A 26,109-nucleotide genomic window follows, 5' to 3' on the forward strand; every position below is an offset into this window, starting at 1 on the left:
GATAATGAACGGGCAGCATAACAAAAAAGAAGGTATCCTTTTCAGACACCTTCCTCTTTTACGGATGGTGGAATTTGGTTCTTGGCATTAATCGCTGCGAAAGGAGCGGAGAAGATAACAGATCAGATCATCCGAGCATTGCGTTCGTCTGGTTTTTCTTTTTAGGATGATATAAACAAGGTTTCTCTATGTATTTCCAAGATAACATACCCAATCCGGTGCTAAGGATAGTGGTAAGAGCCAATGTCAATATCAAGCTATACCGATCAAGTCCGTAATGAATGAATATTTGGATGATCGGGAAATGAATCAAGAAGATACCATACGAGAAATTTCCCATCCGATTGAATACATGTAACCACTTGAATCCATAAGCTACCGTGATAATGATAGAGGCTAGAGCGATAGGCTCGAAAATACTCAGCAACATATACTCTCTACCCAATAAAAGAAATAGGCTGACAGGGAACAAATATCTCATATATTTTCGAAAAACAGGGAAATAGGCAAGTATGATAATACCGGAACAAAAGTACATCATTTGTCCGGGGAATTGTCTTTTCATGAATTCATAAATAGGGTTGTGTGTCATATCATCTAAATAATTACACGTTGTCGAGTAGATGAAAGATAAGATATAAATAAGAAGTAGGCATACCAATTTATTGTATCTTTTCAGTAACCAATAGATAATGGGTATGGTGATATATAGCATGAATTCAACCTTGATAGTCCATAAAGACCCATTCATCGCTTGTAAAGGATTGGTATCGAATACGCCGGGTAAATCCGGCGATAAAAAGTTAAATGTAAGTAAATTACAGATAAGATAGGTGTATAAGCTAGAAGAGGTGAGGTATTCCCTGCAGGATAAAGAGGTAAGGAATAATCCGATTAAGGCACATAATAAAATAGTCAAGCTGTAGGCGGGCATAATACGTTGAATACGTTTACGGAAAAAAATCCGGGTATTAGGCGTACGTAAGAAGCTAAACATAACAAGAAATCCACTAATAATAAAGAAACCTTTCACTCGAAATCCTCCGCTAACAAACCAAAAAGGATCTGTCTCTGTCAGTGTGCTGAAATGGTTGAACATGACAGAATACGCAAGAAAGAAGCGAATAAAATCAAAATTATTCGCTTCTTTTACTTGATTTATTAATCTGGAGTTGAGTAAAACTTTCTCTGATTGATTCATTGTTCTATTTGACTACAATGATTTTTGTTACAACGCTCTCTGAGGCTTCCTCTGTGGAAGCTAGTACAAGATATACGCCTGTCGCTACACGTGATCCGCTTGCGTTCCGGCAATTCCAGATAGCTTGCCCCCCCAAGGATTTAGTTTGATAAATAATATTTCCGTTTAAATCCGTGATTTTTACATTCGAATTATCCATTAATCCTACAATCGTTACTTTATCCATATGTTCGGGACGTACCGGATTAGGATATGCATAGATCTCCGAGTAATCAGATTTACCTTCCGAAGCTTCTCCTTGATAGGAATTTAGTCCTTTATCGGTACCGATAAAAACCTCACCGGTCTTATCGTTTATCTCTATATCGTATATGTTATCGGAAAGGAGCGGGCTATTGGTCGTATTAAATTGATAAACGATTGTCTCATTATCATTATCTAGAACATAGACGCCATTTCCTTTGGTTCCAATCCATTTTCGATTACCTGCGTCTACTTTTAGGGTCGTGACAACAACGTTATCTAAGAAATAAGCGAGATTACCAGTTTCCTCATTGGTATATTTTACCCTTGTACAACGTGTAGCGGCTTTATCCTCAGCGGAAGAGATCCTAGGTTTAGTGAAGTATACGGCTCCCCGATTCGTACCAACCCAGATATATCCATCCTTATCCTCGGCTACGCATGTATAATTACTAGGAGTCAATTCTTTTCCGTCGGTATCAATAAGTGTAGTAAACTCATACGAGGAAACTTCATCTAAAGACTCGCTATTCGGTATCATTACAAGTTTAGGGGTGTTACGAGGCACATAAATCCATTTGTCGTTAGTGGAGGTTATAAGTATATCGTTTATTGTATAAACTCCTCTAAGTTGCTCGATATCCAAACGATGCCATGCTCCTGCTTTGTCAAGAACAAGTACCGCATGGTTAACCTCTGAGCTTGTCATCCACAAATTTCCATTTTTATCAAAGGCCAGTCCATCTATATAACAATAACCGGACCCATAGCCTCCCGCGGTTTCTTTAAAGGCATTCTTTTCATTGTATGACTGGACGGGAGTTCCATTCTTATATTGGATAACGCCATCACCCATGGAAGAGGCGTATACGATCTCATCATTAGAATCATCGGTCGTTACGGCTATACTTGTATAGTCTCGTGGATTTCTTGGTAAATTGAGTTTCTTTTGGGCTTCTTTAGGATCGATAAAAGACCATTTATCATAATCGTATGTAAGAATATAACCTCCTTTGTCGAAGCGTTTACCATTTAGGAGGTCTTTACCTCCTATGATCATATATACTTTATCATTTTTACAAACAATATCGAATGCGCTATTGCTGTAAGGTCCGTCTAAAATGATAGGTTCATTAAGAGCCTCAAAACTATTTGATCCTTTCCGTTGGATAGAACGTAGCCCTTTGCTTCCTTCCGCTATCCAATATTTGTCTGTTTGATAGGTACTGATATCATTGATACTTAAGTTTATTTGGTCAAACTTTTGCGTATCGGATACGATGAAAACCCTTGAGTTATCTATACATGCTAATTTTTCGCCTATTACTTTCATGTATTTTAGGGTTGAGCTATTTATTATTCGGGAAAGCTCTCCATTGTTTTCATAGAAGATACCTTGCTGACTGACCAAGTAGAACAAAGTATTCTTGAATGAAGCGATAGCTGAGATCGTATGACTATCGGAAAGGTTTGATAATCCATAGGGCTTCCAGTTTGCCTTATCCAGTAGGTTCTCTTTTAATGAGGCGTATATAATCCCCGAAGATACTTCTGCCTTATTGGTTGTAGAGGCATATATATTGCCATTCTGTATGGCACACGATGTTATATTTAAGGAAAGCTTGTAGGTATCCTTTATTTCCTTTTTGGCCATATTGACCACGACGATACCGAATGCTGTCGATAAATAGGCATATTCATCATGTACCAATACTGAATTGATTTGTTTGTCTCTTATGGACGTACTGGTCGACAGATAAGGTAGATTTGTCGCCACTCCTCCCTCAAGTATATCTATATTTGAATTATCATAGATAATAAGGAGTGATTTTGTTTGTTTATTATAGCGGATCAAAGAAATCGTATTATCATTTAATCCGTTTCCTTTATAATATTGCTTAATACTATTATCTTCTTTTCCATACGTATAAAGAGATCCTTCCGCTACCACAAATACTTGGTCGTTCGATTCCTCTACGCTGTTTGTGTTATTGTAAGAAAGATACGTTTTCCATCCGGTTGTATTAAAATTCGCGGCTAATACAGTGAATGAAAAGAATGAAAATAGAATGATAGTAAGTATATGTCTCATATTAACAATTGTAATCAGATAAAAATGATGTTAACTTCATGACGGCTTTCGCACGATGGCTGATCTGGTTTTTTGTATCGTTACCCATCTCGGCGAAAGTTTGTGTATAGGTATCAGGCATGAATATAGGATCGTATCCAAATCCGCTATCTCCGCGTTTTTCGGTAGTGATAGAGCCATTCACGATACCGTCGAAGGTATATTCTTTTCCGTCAAGGACTAGAGCTATGACCGTGCGGAAACGTGCTTTTCTGTTTTCTTTATGATTCATTTCAGACAACAGCTTGTTCATATTAGCTTCCGAGTCGTGCTCCGTTCCTGCGTAACGAGCCGAATAGACTCCCGGAGCATTATTTAATACCTCGACTTCTAATCCCGTGTCGTCAGCGAAACAATCATATCCGAATTTCTCTTTGATATAGCGGGCTTTTAGCAAAGCATTTCCCTCTAAGGTATCTGCCGTCTCGGGGATATCGTCATGGCAATCGATATCGGATAAACTTATGATTTCCGCGTATCCGGCGGTTATCTTGCGGACCTCGTCCAGTTTGTGTTGATTATTTGTCGCGAATACAAGTTTCATATTTCGTAATCTATTAAATAAGAAAGCATTTCTATACGGTAGATATATAACGTATGGAAATGCTTTAAATTGTTTGTATATTCTTTTTTAAGTCTTTATCTGATCGAACCCCTCACCATATACCCCTCGGACAATGCTTTGGGAGATGAACGCTTGGTGGTCTATCCGTTTCACGATCCGGAAGATGGAGACGGATTCGGATTTCTTGGCGAGTAGTACGACTACCTTGACGGGTTTGCGGGAATAACCGCCCTCGCCGTCCAGTATCGTGCAGCCACGGCCTAAGTCATGGATGATGCGATCCGCTATCTCGTCGTACTTCTGGGAGAAGATGAGGAATTGTACGGATTGGCGGTTACCGTTCAATACCATGTCGAGAACGTAATTGCTTATGACCATCTCCACGAAACCGAAAACGATCTTGTCCACGTTATGGAACAGGAAGAAAGAGGAACTGATGATGAAGAAATCGCAAAACAGAAGGATACGTCCGATCGATATATTCTTATATTTATTGATTACCGCACCGATAATATCCGTACCTCCGGTACTACCGTTCGCCGAGAATACCAATCCTAGTCCGGCACCACACATGAACGCTCCGATTATGATAGCCATAAACGGCTGGTCGTGCAGTATAGGTTGTCCTTTCAGCAGCCACTCGAAGAGAGAGAGAGAAGCCGAGAGTGAGAAAACTCCGAAAATAGTTTTTATCAAGAATTTTAGACCAAGGATCTTTAAGGCTACCACCAACAAGGCTACGTTGATGACAAAATAAGATACGGATACCGGGATCAATCCATTGGAGGCAAAGAAGATCAACGCACAGATACCACTTACCCCACCTGTCACGATTTCGTTGGAAAGGATAAAGGCGTTGAATCCGAATCCGTATAATAGAGTTCCGAACAGGATCATTAGATAATCCTGTACGGAAAAATAGATTTTTGTGAGTTTTAAGTTCATCCCACTACGATATTAACGATTTTGCCGGGAACGACAATTACCTTCTTAACGGTCTTGCCTTCCATCCACTTCGCTGAGTTCTCATGGCTCAAGGCCGCCTTCTCAGCGTCTTCACGGGAGATATCTGCCGGAAGTTCGAGGTTGAAACGGGCTTTACCATTGAATGAGATGACGTAGGTAACTGATTTTTCTACCAGATACTCTTCGTTATGTTCCGGCCACTGGGCATCGCAGATGGTCGTATCATGTCCTAATTGATGCCATAGCTCTTCCGTGATGTGGGGAGCGAACGGAGCCAATAAGGTGATCAGCGGCTCCAAGATGGCGCGCTTGCTGCATTTTAAGCTCGTTAACTCGTTCACGCAAATCATGAAGGCGCTAATGGACGTGTTGTATGAGAAATGCTCGATGTCGAACGTTACTTTCTTGATCAGCTTATGCAAGGATTTCAATTCGTCGGCCGTAGGCTCGGCATCGGTAACTTGCAGGGTATCCGTATTGCCGAAGAACAAGCCCCAAAGCTTCTTTAAGAAACGGTGTACGCCGTCGATACCGTTCGTATCCCAAGGCTTGGATTGCTCCAGCGGGCCTAGGAACATCTCGTACAAACGTAGGGTATCGGCACCATATTTCTCAACGATCATATCCGGGTTCACTACGTTGAACATGGATTTGGACATCTTCTCGACCGCCCATCCGCAGATATATTTACCATCTTCCAATACGAACTCTGCGTCGTTGTATTCCGGACGCCAGTTCTTGAAAGCCTCTATATCCAACAGATCGTTAGATACGATATTTACGTCTACATGGATAGGGGTGACCTCGTATTGGTCTTTCAAGTTCAAGGAAACGAATTTATTGGTTCCGTTGATGCGGTACACGAAGTTCGAGCGTCCTTGGATCATACCTTGGTTGATCAATTTCTTGAACGGCTCTTCCTCGCAAACGATACCCAAGTCGAACAAGAACTTATTCCAGAAACGGCTGTAGATCAAGTGGCCGGTAGCGTGTTCCGTACCACCGATATATAAATCCACGTTTCTCCAATATTCATCCACGTCTTTAGCTACCAAGGCTTTATCATTACGCGGATCCATATAGCGCAAATAATAAGCGGAAGAACCGGCGAAGCCCGGCATCGTACAAAGTTCCAGCGGGAAGATCGTCTGGTTATCTATCTTTGATACCTCGGTGACTTTTTGGTTTACCGTGTCCCAAGCCCATTTAACGGCGTGTCCTAATGGAGGCTCGCCCGTCTCGGTAGGCAAGAATTTATCTACTTCCGGCAGCAACAAGGGCAGACATTCTTCCGGCAACATCTGAGGCATGCCATCGGCGTCGTAATATACCGGGAACGGTTCGCCCCAATAACGCTGGCGGCTGAAGATAGCGTCGCGCAAGCGGTAGTTTATCTTCACACGTCCCAGATCGTGATCTTTTACGTATTTCTTGGTAGCGGCTATCGCTTCCTTGATCGTCAGTCCGTTCAAGGAAAGATCGCAATAAGGAGTAACGCCGGCTCTCGGAGAATTGCATACGATACCTTCCTTGGCATCGAAACTTTCCTCGCTTACGTCGCAACCTTCTACCAACGGACGGATTTCCAGTCCGAAATGCTTCGCGAAAGCGTAGTCGCGGCTATCGTGCGCCGGAACCGCCATGATCGCTCCCGTACCATAGCCGGCCAATACATAGTCGCTGATCCAGATGGGAACCGCCTCGCCCGTAAACGGGTTAATAGCGTAGGAACCACTGAATACACCGGTTACCTGACGGTCGGCGATGCGCTCGCGCTCGGTACGTTTCTTGGTACGATCTAGGTAAGCGTCTACTTCCGCTTTTTGGTCTGCCGTAGTTAATTGTTGAACCAATTCGCTTTCCGGAGCTAATACCATGAAGGTAACACCAAACATCGTATCGGCACGGGTCGTAAAGATCGTGAATTCCCTGTCGCTGTCTTTTACCTTGAAGCGAACCTCGGCACCTTCGCTGCGTCCGATCCAGTTCTTTTGGGTCTCTTTCAAGGAATCCGTCCAGTCGATCGTATCCAATCCGTCCAACAGGCGTTGCGCGTAAGCGGATACACGTAAGCACCATTGGCGCATGATCTTTTGTTCCACCGGATAGCCTCCACGCTCGGAAACACCGTTCACGACCTCATCATTCGCTAATACGGTACCCAAGGCGGCACACCAGTTTACCATGGTCTCTCCACGATAAGCGATCCGGTAGTTGAGTAATATCTCTTGTTTTTCTTTATCGCTCTTGGCTTTCCATTCCTCGGCGGTGAAACTAAGTTCCTCTCCGCAAGCTACGTTCAGACCTTCCGTACCACTGGTCTCGAAAGCCTGTATCAACTCGCTGATCGGGCGGGCTTGCTTCTCGTCGTTGCAGTAGTAGCTGTTGAACATCCGGATGAAGGCCCATTGCGTCCATTTGTAATATTCGGGATCACAGGTACGGATCTCACGGCTCCAATCGTAGCAGAAACCGATCTTTTCCAATTGCTCCCGATAACGGGCTATATTATTCTTTGTCGTGATCTCCGGATGTTGGCCGGTCTGGATGGCGTATTGCTCCGCGGGCAATCCGTAAGCGTCGTAACCCATCGGGTGCAATACGTTAAAACCTTGCAAACGTTTGAAACGCGAATAAATATCAGAAGCTATATAACCGAGCGGGTGGCCAACGTGCAATCCCGCACCGGAAGGATAGGGGAACATGTCCAATACATAGTATTTAGGCTTATTCGTGTCCTTTTCGACTTTATAAACCTTTTCGGCAATCCAGTAGTCGTGCCACTTCTTCTCAATCTCTCTGAAATTGTACTCCATGATCGTTTATCGTTTTTGTATCGTTTTCTATTTAAGGCCACAAAGTTAGTGAATTTATTTATTTTATATGAGTTATTTACATGAACTGTTTATTTCACGTAACCAATCCGGGGGCGAGATTGATTCTCGGTTCTTTTCACTTGTAACTCAGCGAGTGACAGATTGATTAGCTCAAGTTGCGTGCGGGTATCTTCGTTGATGTTGTTGTAATCGGCAAATGCTTCTTCGATATACGCTTTGAGTTCCTTTACTTCTTGTTGGAGTTCAAGCAAAGGGGAGGAAGAACTTATTATTTGTCGTATGCCGACGAAAGCACGCATGATAGAGATATTGACTTTAATGGCTGTATCGGATCTGAGTACAGAAGAAAGCATTGCTATACCTTGCTCCGTGAAAGCGAATGGAGCATATTGGTTACCTCCTTTCTTTGAGATGCCAATTTGGCATACCATATTGTTTTTCAAGTTGTTAAATTCTTGAATTGTTAATGTGAACATAAAATCATCAGGAAAGCGTTCTATGTTTCGTCTGACCGCACGTTTCAATTGGGCGGTTTCCGTTCCATACATTTCCGCCAGATCAAAATCCAGCATGACTTTCATACCTCTGATCTCGTGAATCTTGTTTTGTATCGCTTGTAATTCCATAGTATAAGAACTTATTAGTTTACTTTATTTGATATAACCAATTTTAGGCTTTTTAGCATTGTTCTTTTTCTTTGTAGCCAGTTCGGAAAGAGCTATGTAAATATCATCCAAAGACTTTTGGGTGTCTTCACTGAGATCATTGATAGCGCAAAGGGTTTCCTCATTAGCCATTTCAAGAGATTTGATACGTTCTTGTAGTTCTTTAATTTCGATGGAACTAGTGATAGTTTGTAAGGTATAATTCCGGATAGCGACAAAGGCTCTCATAATGTTTCTGTTGATTTCTATGGCAGTTTTAGAATTTAGCACACTACTAAGCATAGCCACCCCTAATTCCGTGAAAGCAAAAGGCTTATATTTGAAATTACTACCTCTTCCTTTATTCAAGATACCAAATTGGCATCTTGAAAGTTCCTCCTTGGTTAACTCAAACATGAAATCATCTCCTTCAAAGCGTTCTATATTACGTCTGACCGCACGTTTCAATTGGGCAGTTTCCGTTCCATACATTTCCGCCAGATCAAAATCCAGCATGACTTTCATACCTCTGATCTCGTGAATCTTGTTTTGTATCGTTTGTAATTCCATAGTAAAGATTTTAGTTTAATATTATGGTCGCAAAGGTTTGTAAAATAATTGAGATAAGCAATAAGCTAGTTGGATATTAATGATTGGTTGCATTTGTAAGTTGTACAATGAATTATTGCTGATCCGGCTTATTGTCTATTTTTTATGTGTTCTTATTTTCCTTATAAGATTTCCGGGAAAAACACGTACGTGATTTATGAAAAACACGTACGACTTTTCGGAAAAACATGTACGTGTTTTCCGGAAAACATGATGATGTTTTTATATCACTGATATTCATGTATATATAACTTGATACCTTTGCATGGACTTATTGTGTGTTTTTTCTTCTTGTATTTGTTATTTTGTTGTTCTATCGTTTGTTTATGAATTAAAAATATTTAATTTTGCTTATCTATAATAAAGGATGAAGTCATTTATATATATACTATTAACTTCCTTGACTTTCCTTGTGGTAGGATGCCAAAATGAATCTGAGGAAATCCGTTTGATCAATCAGGCGGAACGCCTGTTTGATGCCTATCCGGATAGCGTAATCACTACATTGGATTCCATTCCGCTCCCGGAAGAGATGAGTCCCCGTCTGATAGCCCGTTGGTGTATGTTGTACGCACGTGCCGCCGATAAAATAGAGGACGAAATGCCTTATACGAACCAGCTTGAGATCGCCTTGAAATACTATCAAAAGAAAAAGATGCGGGAAGAGGAGGCTGAGATCGGCCTTTATCTGGGGCGTTCGTATGTGGAGGATAAGGAGTACGAGAAGGCAATGAGGGCTTACTCCGATGCGCTGGAGGTAGCGTTGGCGATTAAGAACTATAATCGTGCCGGGTATATTTGTAGTTATATGGGGGATTTGTATGAACTGGATGATCGTTATGTGTTAGCTGCAAAAAAATATAAGGAGAGCGGACGGTATTTTCGATTGGCCGGTAATATGAAAAGCTATGTGCGTTCGTTTGTGAATGAGGGAAGGAGTTATATGGATGTTGATTCTAATTATTTAGCTTTAACTATATTGAAGCGAGCAGAAGTGATAATAGATTCCTTGAGAGTAGATGAGGTTAGAAATTATGTATACAATGGTCTAGGTAATATATTTAATGTTTTGGAAAAATATGATTTAGCTGAAAAATATTTATTGAAGAGCATAAAAGAGGATTCGAGTGATACTGCTTCGGATTATTTGACCTTATCAGATCTTGAGCAAAAGCGTGGAAATTTAGAACAAGCGGAAAATTATCTTCAAAAGGCTAATAGTGTATCCATAGATAATGATTTTGTACCGGCTACTATTGCTTATCATTATTATAAAATAAATAAAGAAAGAGATGATTATAAAAGAGCTTTGTCTTTTTATGAAGAATATGTAGCAGCAGAGGATTCCCTTATGAATATAAGTAAATCTGTCGATATATATGATACAGAACAAAAATATGAACATTTGAAATTGCATAATGAAAATATAAGATTACTATTAAAGGGGCAAAGGAATTATACTTTTATATTGATATTGTTATTTTTATGTGCTTTACTCATTATTGTCTATTTAGCTACGATAAGAAGAAAGAATCGTTCACTTTTAAAACAACAAGAAAAAATTAATACTTTGAATCAAAGCATATATCAATTATATGCAGAACTTCGGAGAAAGAGTGATGAACTAATCCAATTGCAAAATACTCAGCATTCTTCGGTGAAAATGCAAGTGGAATATGAAAATGTAAAGAAAGAGGTAGATAGCTTGAGATCTCGATTATTCGAATTAAGAGAATCTAAAATTCTCAATAGTAATTTAGCTAAAAAAATAAAGAAAATATCTCAAACTGTGCAGCCTAATCATTCTGAAGCACCCGTTTCCGAAAAAATGTGGATTGATATTGAAGTTTTGATGATGGAAGTTTACCCTAGTGTTATAAAGGTACTGAAGGATGCAGGCTTGTCACCATCGGAGATGCATCTTTGTTTCCTTACATTATTTAAACTTGATTCAACAGCTATATCTATCCTTTTAAATATTATTCCTACTTCCGTCGATCGTACACGTTTGCGAGTACGAAAGAAATTAAATTGGGAAGGTAAACAAGGATTGTATGAATCTCTTGTTAATATTTAGTATGTAATAAACCTTCATTTAAGGGGCTCTACGATTGTTTGTCTATGTATTTGTTTTTATAGTATTTGATTGTCAAGTGTTTACGTTTTTTTCTTTGTCTATGTGGATTACATAATTTAACCCCTTTAGATCATATATAATCTCTAGATTTGCAACCGAAACATAACAAAAAAGAGAGATTATGAAAAATGTAAAATGGCTACTAGCAGTGTTGTTTATTTTTTCAATTTGTATTCCATCTTTTGCAGGTCATGTGCCTTTACATGGTCATCTTAAGAAAAAACAGCGATCTGTAAATTTGGATGTACCTATAAAAGCAGACATAGATGAAACCTCAAAAGTTTTATCCTTGGAGTTTTTGGAATATGTAGGAGAGGTACGAGTATCTGTTGCGGATGCGAATGGAAATATCGTTTATGAGGAGATAGTGGATACACAAGATGTTTCTTCTAGTATTATCTCATTAGATGAATGTACTTCTGGATCTTATGGACTTTATATATCAGATTCAGAAAACTACGCAGAAGGTCTTTTTAATTTATAAATAATTTAAATTTTAGATGTATGGACAAAAAGACAGTGCTTTTAGCATCTGCATGTACTTTATTAATGATGTCATGTAGTAATGATGCGGAGTTGATTAAGGTTGCTGAAACGACAGGATTACAAACGAAGGCTTTTGTTGGTGAAGCAGATTTCCAAATTGTAGATTATGCGGGAGATAAATGTATTCAGTTCAAGAATGATTCCGTATTTAATGCGATGCTTTGGGAGATGAATGATATGTCAGAAGAAGAGATAAATAATATTTTCTCGGGAGCTGGTTTCGTAAGTCAATGGCAACTTATGCAAGAAGCAGATCAAGAACAGGAGCTTATTGTAGACAATTATGAGAAAGATCTTAGCCAACCTTGGCCTGCTCATAAAATTAAAGAATTCAAACAAAAATATGATGATGTTTTCATGTTTGAACCTTATGATTCTACAGATTTTATTGCGCATTATAAATTAAAAGGTTCCACGTATAGTCCTTTTGTAAATAGGCAAGGATTGTTTTTAATTGGAGATAGTGTTGTATATACTGCTGTATATGAATCTTTAGAGGAATATTTTGGATTAGGAATATCATTGTATGGTAGTAATGGAGCCACAACTGAATCTGATATGAATTGTGCTGAAATTAAATATCAAATACCTGGTGGTGATTATGTAAAAGCAAGAGCAATTCCTAAATTTACAGGTTCTCGGATGATATCTAATCAAGAATATCGGGTAGTAAGTTGTGAAATACTTAGTCAGAAAAAAAAGGTGATGTGGAAAAAACACCATGCAGATGTGTATTTAGATTATAGAGTGAAAGGATCTGGTGTAGGTTTTGGTGTTACAAATCCTAACAATGGGCAATTTTTGAGTTGTAATGATCAACCACTTAAACTAAAATATGCAGCTTATGGTAAAAATACAATTGATTTAGGTATTTGTGGTAAAAATGCCTATTCACCTCTTTGGATACTTAATGGAACTTTGGAAATTCAAGCCGATGACATTCCATTTAAGGGTTATTCGTCAATACTACTGAGAGAAGGATAAATATTTAATACGATGAAAAAAGTTTTATTTTTATTATTGTTAATAACAACTTCAGCTTTCGCTCAAGTAGAGCATGGGTTATTAGTAGGTGCTGGTGTTGGATTCCCTTTGCAGGACGGTTGGAAGGAGACTACTTGGGGGGATAAATCGAATTTGGATTATCGGAACGATTATAAATTGAATAGTATGATCGGTTATCGCTTCCGATTCCTTCCGGAACAGAAATTCTTCTATGACTTGGATATGACGATGGGATTCCAAAAAATGGAAACTGTCAAGTCTTCTCGTTATCTTTCTTACGAAGGTATGGAAGGTGGTTCACATATATTCAAAGGTGGTACTGAGACGATTGATGAATTTGTCATGCCTATCTCCGTAGCCGCTAGTTGGAATTGGCGTTTTGCCAAGAAATTCCATTTAGGTGTCGGTATCGCTCCTACGCTTTATGTACAGCCACAAGCCGTGTTTGACCTGTCCGTGATGGCGAAGGTGGGATATCGTTTAAGCAAGCATTGTGAGTTCGGCCTTTCTTATCAGTATGGCTGTTTCAATACCTTGAAGCATTTCAATAACGGACCGGCTAATGGCCGTCGTGGACATCTTTCGGATTTGATGCTCTCTGTATATGTTCCTTTTGTTTTGAAATGATAGAATAATAAAGTATAGAAACACATAATGTTTTATTTGGAACCAAAACAAAGATGAATAACTGCCTATAAGAAAAGAGTACGTGAAAAGAGCCATGTGTAGAGAGATAATTCTATGCATGGCTTTTGCTTGTATAATGTATATAGATTCTCAAGAATTATTGAGGCATTTTTTGTTTGCGATATTGTCTCTCTCGTGATTAAGAACTATCTTTGACAAACTATCCAATAGTGGATGCCGAATCAAAATCAATTGACTATGAAAACAAAAAAATTGAAATTCTTCGTAAATTTGTGGTTCTTTAAGCATATCTTATAGTAAGGATCGAATATGAAAATGAGTGAAAAGGAGGTTGATACATCAAATGAACTACGGGTCTTGTCCCTGTTCTCTGGATGTGGGGGCATGGATTTAGGATTCGAGGGGGATTTTATATGTCATCGTAAGTCTATATCTCCTCAAAGTACCTGGGTTCAAGAGGTTATCGATGAACACTGGGTTCGTTTACAGAAGAATCGTTTTCGAACGGTCTTTGCGAATGATATATTGAAAGAGGCACAAACCGCTTGGCTTCAATATATGGATCGATTCGGATATGATAAAAACGTTTATAATACAAAGAGTATCGTAGACTTGGTGAAAGAGCATCGAGCGGGGAAAAAAGTTTTCCCTAAAAATATAGATGTCGTCACGGGAGGTTTTCCTTGCCAGGATTTCAGTGTCTCTGGTAAACGTCTGGGATTTGAGTCGAATAAGGATCATACCGGGAAATTGCGTGAGGACGATGAGGCCTCGGAAGAGACGAGGGGTAAACTTTACTATTGGATGAAGCAGGTGATCGATATTACGAGACCCAAGATATTTATCGCGGAGAACGTGAAGGGACTGGTGAATCTGGGAGACGTGAAAAGTATTATTCAGAGAGACTTCGCCCATGCGGCTGGGGATGGATATATTGTTTTAGATCCTCAAGTTTTACATGCGGGCAATTATGGGGTTCCGGAGTCTAGAGAGCGTGTGATTTTTATCGGGATACGTAAGTCCGCGTTAAAGGTTAAGGCTTTAAGAGCGCTTCAAGAGGAGAAGATACCCAAAGCTTACGATCCTTATCCGAGTCCGACACATGCTTGCACCGTGGAAGATAAGAAACTATTGCCACCGGTGGTTTGTCGGGATGTATTTGTAGGATTGGAGGAACCGGATAGGACAGAAGATCCATCCCAGCGGTATTATTCACAGGCGAAATATATGGGAGCTCATTGTCAAGGTCAAAAGGAGATCGCGCTGGATAATATTGGCCCGACGATTCGTTCCGAGCATCATGGAAATATAGAATACCGTCGTTTATCCCGGGAGCATGGGGGCGTTATTACGGAAGAATTAGACGCCGGTTTACAAGAACGTCGCTTAACTCCTCGAGAATGTGCTTTGATACAGACGTTTCCGCCGGATTATACGTTTGTCTCCCATAAAAAGAACAGTACACGTTTTGAGTTAAGTGCCTCAGGCGCTTATAAGGTGATCGGTAACGCGGTTCCTCCAGTATTAGCGTATCATATAGCGAATCGCATACAGACTTTATGGCCGTTGTATTTTAAAAAGAGATAATATGGAAGAGGAGAATATTATTACTGTGCGTAATAGAAATCTTCAAAAAGCGGATGAGGCTTTTGCGGATTTTATGTTTATGCTGGAATCATACTTGAATGAAAAAGCAGCTGCTATTCCGGGTACGTATTGCGATTGTAAGAGTAAGGAACTGGAAAATGTAGTAGTGAACGTGATGAAAGAACTTTGCGGTAGAACTCCTTTCCGTGTGGAGGAGATACGCTTGGTTTCCGCCCAATATTTTCCAGATATTATCGCGGAGAAATATTATGGGGTTGAGGTAAAATCTACAAAAGAGAACCATTGGACATCTACGGGAAGTAGCATCGTGGAGTCTACACGTGATAAGAATGTAGAAAATATCTATATGCTCTTCGGCAAACTGGGAGGTAAGACGGCGGAGTTTAAGTGCCGTCCTTATGAGGATTGTCTCTCCGATATAGCTGTTACCCATTCTCCCCGTTATTTGATTAATATGGAATTAACGAAAGAGCAGACTATTTTTAGTAAGATGGGAGTTGCTTATGATCAATTAAGGAATGCTCCGGATTCTATAGAGATCGTTCGAAAATATTATAGGGAAAAAGCCATTAAAGCCAAAAAGAAAGCTATGCCTTGGTGGTTGGGCACTTCCGCTGAGGAAAGTTTGGAGGAGCATACGGATATGAATATAAGCCTGTGGGTGGATAATGGAGAATATGCGGATCCGGAAAGGAATAAGAGACTAAAAGCGGAGATATTTATTTTATTCCCGGAAGTAGTGAGTGGGAATTATGAGAATGCTGCCTTATGGTTATGTACGCGCCGGTCTGTTGTTAATTTTCATATGCGGGACACTTTTTCCGCAGGGGGCCAACAATTGAAACTGAATGATGAACTTCTGCCTTTTCCTTTACCGCATGTGGTTGGTGAGTTGTTAGAATCTGCGACTTTAATAAAGAACTATCTTCTTTATAGTGATGATTTAGACTTAGATATATCGGAATTCCGTCCAGAACTTATGTTGCCTAACCGATATGAGGTCTGGCTTAATGATATTTGGAAACGTATTCATCAACTAAAACCTTATAAAAGGAAAGAGACTATCGAAGAATTGGGCGGTATTTCATTGGCCGAATGGATCGATAGGAAATATACTTTGTCTGTAAAATAAGTATTCTCATAAAATATCTTTTCTTCTCGATCGTCTCCCTAAATAGAAGGACATGTCTGACTCGAGAATGAAGTTTAATAATTAAAAGAGAAGAAAAGATGTTTTGGCATAAAAAGAAGGAGGTACTCTCTTTGGAGATAGCCTCATATGATTGTACAGGATGTGGAAGTTGCGTTGATAGATGTAGGCGCGATGTGTTGAAGATGATCGATAACGGACACTGCCTGCTGGCTTCCGTGGAATATCTGGAAAACTGCGTAGGATGCGGGAAATGTGTCCATATATGTCCTGCTAAGGCGATTGAGTTAGTGACCACAAAGTAAAAACGAATAAAAAATCAGATAAGTAATATGAACGCATGGAGAAAAATAACGCACGTCGTTATATTTATCGCTGTCTTCGCGGCGATCGTAGCAGTGGTTATGTTGTTGTGGAATGCCTTGATCCCGTCTATCACGGGCTGGACGACTATCAATTACTGGCAGGCGGCAGGCTTGATGGTATTGACACGCCTATTGTTTGGGGGACCTTGGCATCACTTCGGTTTCATGGGTAACCGGAATGTGAATTGGTGGAAAGAGCATAGGCGTTTTCATGAGCGGATGGGACATGTATCTCTGGAGGAGAAAAAAGCCTTTATTCGTAGATGGATGAATGGCTTTAATGAGGAGAAAGAATGACACGGCAGACTGAAAATATACCTATATCGGATATATTCAGGAAATACCAATCTCAGCTAAAGAGTTTTATCTCTAAACGAGTCCCCTCCAAAGAGGATTGCGAGGATATCTTACAAAATGTTTTTTACCAACTGTTGAAAACAGACTCGGAGGGTACCGTGATAGGGCAAGTATCTGCTTGGCTTTATTCCGTGGCGAGGAACCAGATCATAGATCGTAGCAGGAAGCATACGGAGGAGCCAATGCCCTATAAGCAAGGGGAAGATTCGGAAGGAAGGTTTATGAATGAGATTTCTGAGTGGCTGATGGATGAGGATCAGTCCCCTGAGATGGATTTTATCCGTTCCTTGGTATGGGAGGAGTTAGAGAACGCTTTAGCGGAGTTGCCGGATGAGCAGCGTACGGTTTTTGAGTTGACCGAGCTGGAAGGCTTTTCTTTTAAGGAGATCTCCGAGGCGACGGATGTTCCGGTGAATACGCTTCTGTCCCGGAAAAGATACGCCGTCTTACATCTCCGCAAATGGCTTAACGACTTGTATATCGAATTAGTAGGCGATTGAGGCGGTTGATTTAGAACTAATAGCGAATCAGAAGGGTTATATAAATACGTAACATTAAAGTGTAAAGCTATGAAGTTTTTTATTGACACGGCGAATCTGGATCAAATCCGGGAAGCGAATGAATTGGGAGTATTGGATGGCGTGACGACTAATCCGTCCTTAATGGCGAAAGAGGGAATCCGGGGGGTGGAAAATCAACGGAAACACTATTTGGAAATTTGCGAGATCGTGGGCGGGGATGTAAGCGCCGAGGTAATCGCTACCGACTTAGAGGGCATGATAAAAGAAGGGGAGGAGTTGGCAGCTTTACATCCTAATATAGTCGTTAAAGTACCTTGTATCGAAGCGGGGATTAAAGCGATAAAATATTTCACCAGAAAAGGCATCCGTACGAATTGTACGCTGGTTTTCTCTGTCGGTCAGGCGTTATTGGCGGCTAAGGCCGGGGCTACGTATGTATCGCCGTTCGTCGGGCGTTTGGATGATATCGCCAGCGACGGGATAGAGCTGGTACGTAAGATCGTGGAAATGTATGATTATTACGATTATGATACCCAAGTATTGGCGGCTTCTATCCGTAGCACCCAGCATATCATCCAATGCGTGGAGGCCGGGGCGGATGTGGCTACTTGTCCTTTGTCCGCCATTAAAGGCTTATTGAAACACCCGTTAACGGATAGTGGGCTGGCTACTTTTCTAGCGGATTATAAGAAAGTAAACGGATAGAAAAAAAATAGTACCTTTGTGCGGATTAATTCGTAAACGCATTTAAAAGATTACTATCGTGGCAAAAGTTGTGGAAACCCCTTTGATGAAGCAGTATTTCGATATAAAAGCGAAACATCCGGACGCTATCCTTTTATTCCGGGTTGGAGACTTTTACGAGATGTATGGCGAGGACGCCGTGATTGGCGCGGAAATACTGGGTATCGTACAGACCAAACGTGCGAATGGCGTAGGGCAGCATGTTGAGATGGCGGGATTTCCACATCATGCCTTGGATTCTTATCTGCCGAAATTGGTGCGGGCCGGTAAGCGTGTGGCTATTTGTGATCAGCTGGAAGATCCTAAATTGACTAAGAAATTGGTGAAGCGGGGAATTACGGAATTGGTGACTCCCGGTGTTTCCATCAATGATAATATACTGAATCATAAAGAGAATAATTTCTTGGCCTCTATCCATTTCGCCAAGGAGGTATGTGGTATCTCTTTCTTGGATATCTCTACCGGCGAGTTCATGACGGCGGAGGGTTCTATTGACTATATCGACAAATTACTCAATAATTTTTCCCCGAAGGAAGTGTTGATCGAACGGGGAAACAAGAAACGTTTCGAGGAGGCTTTCGGTCCTCGTTTCTTTATCTTTGAGCTGGATGATTGGATCTTTACGACCTCGGCCGCCGAGGATCGCCTGTTGAAGCATTTCGAGACGAAGAACTTGAAGGGTTTTGGCGTACAACACTTGAAATTAGGTATTATCGCTTCCGGGGCGATTCTGTATTATCTGGACCAGACCCAGCACACGCATATTTCCCATATCACCGCTTTATCTCGTATCGAGGAAGATCGATACGTCCGCTTGGATAAGTTTACGGTACGCAGCTTGGAACTGGTGGGTACGATGAACGATGAGGGAACAAGCTTGTTGGACGTGATCGATAAGACGATCTCGCCGATGGGTTCCCGTATGCTTCGCCGATGGATACTATTCCCGCTAAAGGATGTAAAACCGATCCAAGAACGCCAAGAGGTCGTGGATTATTTCTTCCGTGAACCGGAGACAAAGGAGTTGCTGGATACGCAGTTGGAGCAGATCGGCGACTTGGAGCGTATTATCTCCAAGGTGGCTGTCGGCCGTGTATCTCCTCGTGAGGTGGTTCAGCTAAAGGTCGCGCTTCGTGCGATCGAGCCGATCAAGGAGGCATGTATGGCGAGTGAGGAGCCTAGCTTATGCCGGATCGGGGAGCAGTTGAACGTTTGCGCCTTGATCCGCGACCGGATTGAGAAAGAGATTAATAACGATCCCCCTTCTTTGGTCAATAAGGGGGGAATTATAGCGAAGGGTGTCAACGAGGAATTGGATGACTTGCGTGCCATCGCTTATTCCGGCAAGGATTATTTGTTGAAGGTACAGCAGCGCGAGATCGAATTGACGGGTATCCCAAGCTTGAAGATCGCTTTCAACAACGTCTTCGGCTATTATATAGAGGTACGTAATACCCATAAGGATAAAGTCCCGGCGAATTGGATCCGTAAACAGACCTTGGTGAACGCCGAGCGCTATATTACCGAGGAGTTGAAGGAATACGAGGAGAAGATATTAGGGGCGGAAGAAAAGATCCTTGCTTTGGAGACTCGCCTTTTCAATGAGCTGGTATTGGCCTTGACGGAGTATATTCCGCCTATCCAGATGAACGCGAACTTGATCGGGCGTATCGATTGCCTTTTATCTTTCGCTAAGGCTGCGGAGGCGAATAAGTATATCCGTCCGGTCGTGAGTGATTCCGACAAGATCGACATAAAGGGAGGTCGCCACCCGGTAATCGAGAAACAACTGCCCTTGGGAGAACCTTATATCGCCAATGATGTCTATCTGGATGACGAGAAACAACAGATCATCATTATCACGGGTCCGAATATGGCCGGTAAGTCCGCCTTATTGCGTCAGACAGCCTTGATTACGCTCATGGCGCAAATCGGTTGCTTTGTTCCGGCCGAGAGCGCCCATATCGGTATCGTGGATAAGATATTTACCCGTGTAGGCGCCTCGGATAATATCTCGGTGGGTGAGTCTACTTTTATGGTCGAGATGAATGAGGCTTCCGATATATTAAATAATATGACTTCCCGGAGCTTGGTGCTTTTCGACGAGTTAGGGCGGGGTACCAGTACCTACGATGGCATATCGATCGCTTGGGCGATCGTGGAATATATTCATGAGCACCCGAATGCGAAGGCGAAAACGCTGTTCGCTACCCATTACCACGAGCTGAACGAGATGGAGCGTGCCTTTAAGCGGATCAAGAACTATAACGTATCGGTCAAGGAAGTAGGGAATAAGGTGATATTCTTGCGTAAGTTGATACCGGGAGGAAGCGAGCATAGCTTTGGTATCCACGTGGCGAAAATGGCCGGTATGCCTAAAAGCATCGTGAAGCGTTCGAATGAGATCTTGAAGCAGTTGGAGTCCGAGAATCGTCAGGAAGGCATCGGGGGTAAACCTGTAAAAGCGATCGCGTCTGCCGCCGAGGGGTATCAGCTGAGTTTCTTCCAGTTGGATGATCCGGTGTTGAGCCAAGTACGGGATGAGATCAAGAACTTGGACGTGAATAATCTTACCCCCTTGGAAGCCTTGAACAAACTGAGTGAGATTAAGCGGATTATTACGGGGAAATAATCCGCTTGATCGTATTACCGATGATTGGTAATCGTTTACTTTTTAGGTCTCACCAACACTACCACCCGGTTGTCATCCTCTTCCAATGTCGCGGCTACCTCTTTTAGTTTGCCTTTCAGCTTTCCCCTTTTATAGTCCTGGCAAAGATCGGAAGCATTGATGGTAGAACACAATTCGCCTTTTGAATTGATGGGAGGAAATGTCACCATATAGATTTCTTTCTTATAAGAATAATCATCGTTGTATGTGATATAGTTGAAAAATTTCTTTTCTTGCGTATCGTATGCGAAGTACTTTCTCGGGAAACCTTCTCCTGTGTTAAAATCATATATATTCGTTACGCTTTCCATGAAATAATAACGATCGGAAATCAATCTTAAGACGACGAAAACGCCCGGATCCATGGTGTGGATAGGGGGTGTTCGTGCGATAAGCGGGCGCAAACTGTAATCAGGCATTAAGGTGTAGACCGTATCTGCAGAGGCCTCAAATAGAATCCAATTACCCTTAAAAGGAATTATACTGTTATACGGACCTGGTCCAGCTGCTCTTGTTTCTCCTTTATCATAAAGTCTTTCAACGATATGGAATAATTGCTTCTCTTTATATGGAACCGTGATTTCTTTCGTTATACTTCCATCTTGCTTCGACACAAGCAAGAACGGTACCTCAAAATTAAACTTATCATAGCAAATCAAGTTGTCCTTGTCATAATCAAGCATTTCCACGTAAAACGAACTTTTCTCGCTTCTTTGATTCAGACTTCGTTTGAAATTTCCTTCCAAATCATAAACCCTTATCTTTTTCGCATGAAAATCATTTACGAAAATCTCTTCGTTTTCTTCATCTAACGAAACCGATCTCATAGACACGTATTCTTCTCCACCTTGTCCCTTGCGATTTATTTTGCGAATAGCTTTTCCGTTCCGGCCATATACGAAAATATTGCCATCATCGTAAAAGTTTGTCACGATTATGTATTTCTCGCCAACCGCCTGCACGCATGCCCGATTGATAAACTCATCGTTTGTTTCCAGCGGAATATACTCCACATCCATGAAGTCTTGAAGGACCAACTCTTTTTTGGTTGAATAACTATCGTTTACATCCACGGTTATAAGACCATCGGTCGATGAATGGTCGCCTCCACATCCAGCCATAACAAACAGGATGATTATCCCTGTAAAAATGAATCTTTTCATACGCGTATGATTTTTGTTTAACTTATGGTGGTGAAGATACTATAAAAAGCCGATGGTTTTCACGAAATTATCCTAATTATTTGTTGATCTCACTGGTAATTTCCTGCACATCTTGGAGCGTAAAACGCCCTAACAATTGCATGACGCTGAAACCCCCATCGTCCATGTCGGCTATCATGATCAACTCCTGTATCAGTTCTCCTTGTTGCTTGACGTAGAAATTGGCTTTGGTCTTTCCGTCTTTTACTCGCATGAGTTCCTCATGGTCCTTTCCGATCAAGGCTTTGAGCTCCCCTCGCATTCGTTCCCTCAAATCCGCTTTTTGGGTGGTGAGTATTTGCAGGGATTCTATTTTCCCTTTCAGATTGGCAAGGTTGAGTCCGGCGGTTTCCATGACCGGCATCATCTGAAACATCTTCTTGGAGATATATACGGAAGTAACATCGTCCATATCCGCATATTTGTCGAAAAGCTTGTTCTGGGCAAAACAGATATTCACGCAGCAGAGAAGCAGTATTGTATATAGTTGTTTGAGTCTCATTGTATTAATCATTTAAATGTTTATTTACGATCTTGTTTATTTTTGTGATCTCTTGACCGGCTTCATTGACCTGCCCGAGACCTTTGTTTAAATTCCTAGACATGAACGCCAAGGCATTTTGGGCTACGACAGCTGCCTCTTCAGGATCGGTAAAGGTATCGGCCATAGTGGGAGCCGGACGATTTGTCTCCGTGAAGATGAGGAATAGGGCGCCAAGAATAGCGGCGGCGATTCCGCTTATCCAATAGAAGGAACGTCTTCGTGAGACTCGGGGAGATACCTCTTCTTGGGCTAGGAAGTCGATTCGTCGTTCCAGCCTTTCGGAAAGTCCCTCCGGTAAGGCTAAATCCTCTTGGAGTGCCTTGTTTATTAGTTCATCTATCTTTTTATCATCCATGACAACTTGCTTTTTCTAGTTTCTCCCGGATCAATTTGCGTGCCCGGGAAAGTAATGTTCTTATATTAGAGGAGCTAAGCCCTGTAATCTGTTCAATGTCCTCATAGGAACAATCCTCAATACCACGCAGGCGGATTACCTGCCTCTGGTTCTCGGGGAGCTGCTCGATCAGTTCCTGTATATGCCGGATATCCTCCTTTTCTTCCAGTTCCTTTTCCGGCGAGGAGTCGGTCGTTAATAGAACGGTCTCCAATGCCTCTTCGTTGTCTCTTCGGCTTGCTTTAGGCGAGCGCAGGAAATCCAGACAAAGATTCTTGACCAATGTTATGGAAAATGCTTCCGGATTCTGGATGTCTCCCAGCTCATCCCTTTTATTCCATAATTTGCAATAGGCATCTTGAAGTATGTCTTCCGCATCCGCTTTATTGTCTAATAAGGCATAAGCGATTCGATAGAGTTTAGGATGAAATGGAAGGAACCGTTGTTTAAAAACATCAACGTCCATCGGTATCGCCCTTAATGATTTCCAGTTTTGTGCTCATTGATTACCCGGTCTAGATCGGACGGGCTGATCTTTCCTTTGATACGGATTAACGCATTGTCGTTTCCTGTCGTGAATATGACCAGTTCACGGATCATATCCTCTTTTATTTTGACAAGAACTTTCGTGCGACTGTCCCTTTCATTTGCCGTGACCATCGTCTCGTAATCAGGATCTCTCAGGTTCCGTATGGCGGTAGACAGTCGGTCTTTCACCTCTTGGGCACAATTATCAAATTCAAGGATCTCTATACCGTTTACTCCCATTGTCTCGGTGAACAGGCTGGCTAGCTTCATCGTTATGTTTCCGATATTTACGGAAGTAACATCGCTTTCACCCCGGAAAGCATTGAATAATTGATCCATCTTCTGCTGCCCGTATCCTACTTGGCTGATAAGGAGGATGGCCAGTAACGCTAGTAATCTTTTCATTGTAATTGACTTTTTCGTTAATACTATGTTTTTGGATAGCCCTTCGTCCGTGCGCCTTAGAGTGGGGCTTTCACAAAGAAGACGGGATAAGGGATTTGTTTGTTACAAAAATAGGCAAAAAAAGAATTATTTTTTATTCAACTTAGGTATCCAAATGCAGGCAACTAAGTCGTGAAACTTAATCTCCTTACCATCGAAGTAGAATTTGTATGAGTATTTATATCCTTTATTCCAACAGGTGCCTTCCGGAATGATGTATTTGTAAGTCTTCCCATTGATCGTAAAGATCGCCTCAACTTCTTTTTCCCGGATAGGAGAGTAGGTAGGGACTATACGGATATTTTGCTCCTCCGCTTTCGCGTGTCGTAAAGTTACGGATGGATCTATTGTAAGTAAAGTGGCCTTGTGTGCCCCGGGAGTTCCTTTGATATTTCCGGTTACGATATCCATTGTGCCGGTATACTGCAAGGTATTACCTCCCGCACGGTTACCGATCTGTATGGAGGTTAGCTTGAATAGCCCGTTAATGTTCGAATCTTGATATATTTCGAAAGAGAGAAGTGATAACGCGTAATTCATGGAGAGTTTCGCGAGCGGAGATTTACGGTTAACCTCTTTTTGACCTTGCGAGAGCCTCCCATATTTATAAAAGGGGGTTTCCGCCGCGATTGGGGATATTTTGATCGGTATGGAAGTGGGATCTAACGGTATTTGTACTTTATAAGGTGAGTAAGCGTAGATCATGACTGGTCGATTAGATCTGAGGAATACCTGCGGTGTTTGTTTCCATTTTAAAGAACCTTTTGATGAGCCTACAGCCTTTGATTTTACGTTTTTATAAAGAGATGCGCCTTTATATAAACTGTCTTGATTACCATAGGTTATAAATAATCCTATTTCGGACCCTTCGGGCAGAATTTCGGTGAATACTGAAGAACCTGCCGTATAGGACCGGGTGGTCATTTCAAGAACTGACTTTCGTGTGGTTGATTTCTCTTTGGACATCCACTGCTGATTTTCATGACATCCGGTAAAGATGATTAACAAGATCGTAATTAATAATAATTTGTTCATTTTGTCTAATGTTTTAATGGAACCTTTCAAACAATAAACATTTGAGCCAATATAGTTTATTATTCTATTACTATTAATTATCATTCCTGTTATAAAATGATATTTTTATATATTATATAGTAACGATTGTTTTATCCTCTTAATACGCAAAGTAACCTGCTTTATTGTATACTATAATAATCAATATATCCAAGAGATATAAAGATATTATTAAACGGGTCTCGTTCTTGTAATAGTCAAATAGAAGAGTGTTTTTGGCGATAAGTTGAGAGGGAATGATAGCCCTTGAATGTAAAAGGGTATTTGGACGAGACCCGTTGTTTCTCTTAAACATAAAAAACTTACATGATATTGCCAATCAATCCTTCGTCGTTACCCGGTAACCAGTCTGTGATAGAGACGTCTCGCAATTGTAACGACCTTCCGTTAAAGCTTAGCTTATATAAATATTTTTTCCCTTTTTCCCATTGGGTGTTAGCGGGTATGTCAAATTTGTAGGTTTCTCCGTTGATCGTGAATAAGGTCTCCACGTCTCCGGTTCCGATCGTGCCGGAAGGTGGAATTACCATGAGCCGCATAGGATCACAATATTTCTCGTTGATGAGGGTAACTGGATTCGTCAAGGATAATACCGTGGATGCGGACGTGCTACGGGCGGTAGAACCGATGATATCGCCTGTCGTGATATCGAGGGTTCCTTCGCTGACTAAAGTTGTTCCACCGGGCTTATTTCCTACTTGAACGGAACTTATAATAAAGGCACCTGTCTTGCCTTTGCTTAGGTTCAGCTGGAAAGATATAAGCGATAGGGCATGATTCATGCTGAGTAATACAAGTGGCGAGGTACTGTTGACTGCTTTTTGTCCGATCGCATGGGTTCCATACATATAATCATCGGTCTCCAATGCGTTCGGGGCCAGTTTAACAGGTATCTGCCGGGCGTTAAAATTTATATCTTCTTGATATGGATAATATGCGTATATCGTAGCTTCATTAGAGTCGAGGATCACTTCC

The 26,109-nt window shown here is 41.3% G+C and carries 25 protein-coding genes; 11 read left to right on the forward strand and 14 right to left on the reverse strand.

The genetic code is table 11. The features are described 5' to 3' along the window. Positions 1-127: 127 nt before the first annotated feature. The 7 genes from DWY79_RS20365 to DWY79_RS20395 form a co-directional block, all read right to left on the reverse strand. Entirely contained in the window at positions 128-1,201 is a 1,074-nt protein-coding gene (locus tag DWY79_RS20365) for an acyltransferase (protein WP_122370229.1), read from the reverse strand. A gap of 4 nt (positions 1,202-1,205) precedes the next feature. Next, positions 1,206-3,536 (reverse strand): T9SS type A sorting domain-containing protein, encoded by a 2,331-nt coding sequence (locus DWY79_RS20370; RefSeq protein WP_122370231.1) that lies wholly within the window; start codon positions 3,534-3,536, stop codon positions 1,206-1,208. Between the two features lies 1 nt (position 3,537). Then, positions 3,538-4,119, reverse strand: coding sequence for a non-canonical purine NTP diphosphatase (locus DWY79_RS20375; protein WP_008773198.1), 582 nt, complete (start codon positions 4,117-4,119; stop codon positions 3,538-3,540). 87 nt (positions 4,120-4,206) lie between these two features. Further along, the gene (locus tag DWY79_RS20380) at positions 4,207-5,085 is read right to left on the reverse strand and encodes a YitT family protein (protein ID WP_005860386.1); all 879 of its coding nucleotides are present in this window, start codon (positions 5,083-5,085) and stop codon (positions 4,207-4,209) included. Further along, positions 5,082-7,922, reverse strand: a complete 2,841-nt coding sequence (leuS, locus tag DWY79_RS20385) for a leucine--tRNA ligase (protein WP_057317220.1) — start codon at positions 7,920-7,922, stop codon at positions 5,082-5,084. The genes DWY79_RS20380 and leuS overlap by 4 nt, the downstream gene beginning before the upstream one ends. Before the next feature lie 89 nt (positions 7,923-8,011). Further along, on the reverse strand, positions 8,012-8,569 hold the full coding sequence (locus DWY79_RS20390) for an ORF6N domain-containing protein (RefSeq protein WP_122370233.1): 558 nt from the start codon (positions 8,567-8,569) through the stop codon (positions 8,012-8,014). A 24-nt stretch (positions 8,570-8,593) separates the two neighbouring features. Beyond that, complete coding sequence (locus DWY79_RS20395) at positions 8,594-9,157, reverse strand: ORF6N domain-containing protein (protein ID WP_087345186.1); 564 nt, start codon at positions 9,155-9,157, stop codon at positions 8,594-8,596. Between the two features lie 406 nt (positions 9,158-9,563). On the opposite strand from DWY79_RS20395, the gene DWY79_RS20400 reads away from it, so the two are divergent. The 11 genes from DWY79_RS20400 to mutS all read left to right on the forward strand — a co-directional run bounded on the left by DWY79_RS20400 (position 9,564) and on the right by mutS (position 20,909). Further along, positions 9,564-11,273: a lipopolysaccharide assembly protein LapB gene (locus tag DWY79_RS20400; RefSeq protein WP_048926940.1), complete on the forward strand. Its 1,710-nt coding sequence runs from the start codon at positions 9,564-9,566 to the stop codon at positions 11,271-11,273. A gap of 181 nt (positions 11,274-11,454) precedes the next feature. Beyond that, the gene (locus DWY79_RS20405) at positions 11,455-11,817 is read left to right on the forward strand and encodes a DUF3244 domain-containing protein (protein WP_048926939.1); all 363 of its coding nucleotides are present in this window, start codon (positions 11,455-11,457) and stop codon (positions 11,815-11,817) included. A gap of 20 nt (positions 11,818-11,837) precedes the next feature. Next, complete coding sequence (locus DWY79_RS20410; RefSeq protein ID WP_122370235.1) at positions 11,838-12,863, forward strand: DUF4848 domain-containing protein; 1,026 nt, start codon at positions 11,838-11,840, stop codon at positions 12,861-12,863. Positions 12,864-12,875: 12 nt separating this feature from the next. Further along, positions 12,876-13,511, forward strand: coding sequence for an outer membrane beta-barrel protein (locus DWY79_RS20415; protein ID WP_122370237.1), 636 nt, complete (start codon positions 12,876-12,878; stop codon positions 13,509-13,511). A gap of 336 nt (positions 13,512-13,847) precedes the next feature. Then, positions 13,848-15,119 (forward strand): DNA cytosine methyltransferase, encoded by a 1,272-nt coding sequence (locus tag DWY79_RS20420; RefSeq protein ID WP_009275478.1) that lies wholly within the window; start codon positions 13,848-13,850, stop codon positions 15,117-15,119. 1 nt (position 15,120) lies between these two features. Continuing rightward, the gene (locus DWY79_RS20425; protein WP_122370239.1) at positions 15,121-16,272 is read left to right on the forward strand and encodes a hypothetical protein; all 1,152 of its coding nucleotides are present in this window, start codon (positions 15,121-15,123) and stop codon (positions 16,270-16,272) included. Positions 16,273-16,370: 98 nt separating this feature from the next. Further along, positions 16,371-16,595 (forward strand): ATP-binding protein, encoded by a 225-nt coding sequence (locus tag DWY79_RS20430; RefSeq protein ID WP_048926936.1) that lies wholly within the window; start codon positions 16,371-16,373, stop codon positions 16,593-16,595. A gap of 27 nt (positions 16,596-16,622) precedes the next feature. Then, positions 16,623-16,952: a hypothetical protein gene (locus tag DWY79_RS20435; protein WP_122370241.1), complete on the forward strand. Its 330-nt coding sequence runs from the start codon at positions 16,623-16,625 to the stop codon at positions 16,950-16,952. Continuing rightward, positions 16,949-17,512, forward strand: coding sequence for an RNA polymerase sigma factor (locus DWY79_RS20440; protein ID WP_048926934.1), 564 nt, complete (start codon positions 16,949-16,951; stop codon positions 17,510-17,512). The genes DWY79_RS20435 and DWY79_RS20440 overlap by 4 nt, the downstream gene beginning before the upstream one ends. A gap of 69 nt (positions 17,513-17,581) precedes the next feature. After that, positions 17,582-18,238, forward strand: coding sequence for a fructose-6-phosphate aldolase (gene fsa, locus DWY79_RS20445; RefSeq protein WP_005860406.1), 657 nt, complete (start codon positions 17,582-17,584; stop codon positions 18,236-18,238). An 85-nt stretch (positions 18,239-18,323) separates the two neighbouring features. After that, positions 18,324-20,909, forward strand: coding sequence for a DNA mismatch repair protein MutS (gene mutS, locus DWY79_RS20450; protein ID WP_229036878.1), 2,586 nt, complete (start codon positions 18,324-18,326; stop codon positions 20,907-20,909). A 35-nt stretch (positions 20,910-20,944) separates the two neighbouring features. Here mutS and DWY79_RS20455 read toward each other — a convergent pair whose 3' ends face one another. The 7 genes from DWY79_RS20455 to DWY79_RS20485 all read right to left on the reverse strand — a co-directional run bounded on the left by DWY79_RS20455 (position 20,945) and on the right by DWY79_RS20485 (position 26,105). Beyond that, positions 20,945-22,111, reverse strand: coding sequence for a 6-bladed beta-propeller (locus tag DWY79_RS20455; protein WP_048926932.1), 1,167 nt, complete (start codon positions 22,109-22,111; stop codon positions 20,945-20,947). Between the two features lie 76 nt (positions 22,112-22,187). Next, positions 22,188-22,664, reverse strand: coding sequence for a DUF4252 domain-containing protein (locus DWY79_RS20460; RefSeq protein WP_081024254.1), 477 nt, complete (start codon positions 22,662-22,664; stop codon positions 22,188-22,190). Continuing rightward, a complete protein-coding gene (locus tag DWY79_RS20465) occupies positions 22,657-23,049 on the reverse strand; it encodes a hypothetical protein (protein WP_048926931.1) in 393 nt (130 codons plus the stop codon). The genes DWY79_RS20460 and DWY79_RS20465 overlap by 8 nt, the downstream gene beginning before the upstream one ends. Beyond that, a complete protein-coding gene (locus tag DWY79_RS20470) occupies positions 23,042-23,554 on the reverse strand; it encodes an RNA polymerase sigma factor (RefSeq protein WP_005863772.1) in 513 nt (170 codons plus the stop codon). Before DWY79_RS20470 ends, DWY79_RS20465 begins: the two co-directional genes overlap by 8 nt. 11 nt (positions 23,555-23,565) lie before the next feature. Next, complete coding sequence (locus tag DWY79_RS20475; RefSeq protein WP_048926930.1) at positions 23,566-24,021, reverse strand: DUF4252 domain-containing protein; 456 nt, start codon at positions 24,019-24,021, stop codon at positions 23,566-23,568. Positions 24,022-24,147: 126 nt separating this feature from the next. Beyond that, a complete protein-coding gene (locus DWY79_RS20480) occupies positions 24,148-25,095 on the reverse strand; it encodes a fimbrillin family protein (protein WP_048926929.1) in 948 nt (315 codons plus the stop codon). A gap of 341 nt (positions 25,096-25,436) precedes the next feature. Further along, entirely contained in the window at positions 25,437-26,105 is a 669-nt protein-coding gene (locus tag DWY79_RS20485; RefSeq protein WP_233564022.1) for a fimbrillin family protein, read from the reverse strand. Positions 26,106-26,109 lie beyond the last annotated feature (4 nt).

Origin of the sequence: Parabacteroides sp. AF27-14, assembly GCF_003635425.1 — a bacterium.
Taxonomy (GTDB): Bacteria; Bacteroidota; Bacteroidia; order Bacteroidales; family Tannerellaceae; genus Parabacteroides; species Parabacteroides distasonis.

Excerpts from the sequence above, each read along its gene's own strand:
- DWY79_RS20365 (WP_122370229.1), bottom strand. The coding sequence starts at position 1,201 with ATGAATCAATCAGAGAAAGTTTTACTCAACTCCAGATTAATAAATCAA.
- DWY79_RS20370 (WP_122370231.1), bottom strand. The coding sequence starts at position 3,536 with ATGAGACATATACTTACTATCATTCTATTTTCATTCTTTTCATTCACT.
- DWY79_RS20375 (WP_008773198.1), bottom strand. The coding sequence starts at position 4,119 with ATGAAACTTGTATTCGCGACAAATAATCAACACAAACTGGACGAGGTC.
- DWY79_RS20380 (WP_005860386.1), bottom strand. The coding sequence starts at position 5,085 with ATGAACTTAAAACTCACAAAAATCTATTTTTCCGTACAGGATTATCTA.
- leuS (WP_057317220.1), bottom strand. The coding sequence starts at position 7,922 with ATGGAGTACAATTTCAGAGAGATTGAGAAGAAGTGGCACGACTACTGG.
- DWY79_RS20390 (WP_122370233.1), bottom strand. The coding sequence starts at position 8,569 with ATGGAATTACAAGCGATACAAAACAAGATTCACGAGATCAGAGGTATG.
- DWY79_RS20395 (WP_087345186.1), bottom strand. The coding sequence starts at position 9,157 with ATGGAATTACAAACGATACAAAACAAGATTCACGAGATCAGAGGTATG.
- DWY79_RS20400 (WP_048926940.1), top strand. The coding sequence starts at position 9,564 with ATGAAGTCATTTATATATATACTATTAACTTCCTTGACTTTCCTTGTG.
- DWY79_RS20405 (WP_048926939.1), top strand. The coding sequence starts at position 11,455 with ATGAAAAATGTAAAATGGCTACTAGCAGTGTTGTTTATTTTTTCAATT.
- DWY79_RS20410 (WP_122370235.1), top strand. The coding sequence starts at position 11,838 with ATGGACAAAAAGACAGTGCTTTTAGCATCTGCATGTACTTTATTAATG.
- DWY79_RS20415 (WP_122370237.1), top strand. The coding sequence starts at position 12,876 with ATGAAAAAAGTTTTATTTTTATTATTGTTAATAACAACTTCAGCTTTC.
- DWY79_RS20420 (WP_009275478.1), top strand. The coding sequence starts at position 13,848 with ATGAGTGAAAAGGAGGTTGATACATCAAATGAACTACGGGTCTTGTCC.
- DWY79_RS20425 (WP_122370239.1), top strand. The coding sequence starts at position 15,121 with ATGGAAGAGGAGAATATTATTACTGTGCGTAATAGAAATCTTCAAAAA.
- DWY79_RS20430 (WP_048926936.1), top strand. The coding sequence starts at position 16,371 with ATGTTTTGGCATAAAAAGAAGGAGGTACTCTCTTTGGAGATAGCCTCA.
- DWY79_RS20435 (WP_122370241.1), top strand. The coding sequence starts at position 16,623 with ATGAACGCATGGAGAAAAATAACGCACGTCGTTATATTTATCGCTGTC.
- DWY79_RS20440 (WP_048926934.1), top strand. The coding sequence starts at position 16,949 with ATGACACGGCAGACTGAAAATATACCTATATCGGATATATTCAGGAAA.
- fsa (WP_005860406.1), top strand. The coding sequence starts at position 17,582 with ATGAAGTTTTTTATTGACACGGCGAATCTGGATCAAATCCGGGAAGCG.
- mutS (WP_229036878.1), top strand. The coding sequence starts at position 18,324 with ATGAAGCAGTATTTCGATATAAAAGCGAAACATCCGGACGCTATCCTT.
- DWY79_RS20455 (WP_048926932.1), bottom strand. The coding sequence starts at position 22,111 with ATGAAAAGATTCATTTTTACAGGGATAATCATCCTGTTTGTTATGGCT.
- DWY79_RS20460 (WP_081024254.1), bottom strand. The coding sequence starts at position 22,664 with ATGATTAATACAATGAGACTCAAACAACTATATACAATACTGCTTCTC.
- DWY79_RS20465 (WP_048926931.1), bottom strand. The coding sequence starts at position 23,049 with ATGGATGATAAAAAGATAGATGAACTAATAAACAAGGCACTCCAAGAG.
- DWY79_RS20470 (WP_005863772.1), bottom strand. The coding sequence starts at position 23,554 with ATGGACGTTGATGTTTTTAAACAACGGTTCCTTCCATTTCATCCTAAA.
- DWY79_RS20475 (WP_048926930.1), bottom strand. The coding sequence starts at position 24,021 with ATGAAAAGATTACTAGCGTTACTGGCCATCCTCCTTATCAGCCAAGTA.
- DWY79_RS20480 (WP_048926929.1), bottom strand. The coding sequence starts at position 25,095 with ATGAACAAATTATTATTAATTACGATCTTGTTAATCATCTTTACCGGA.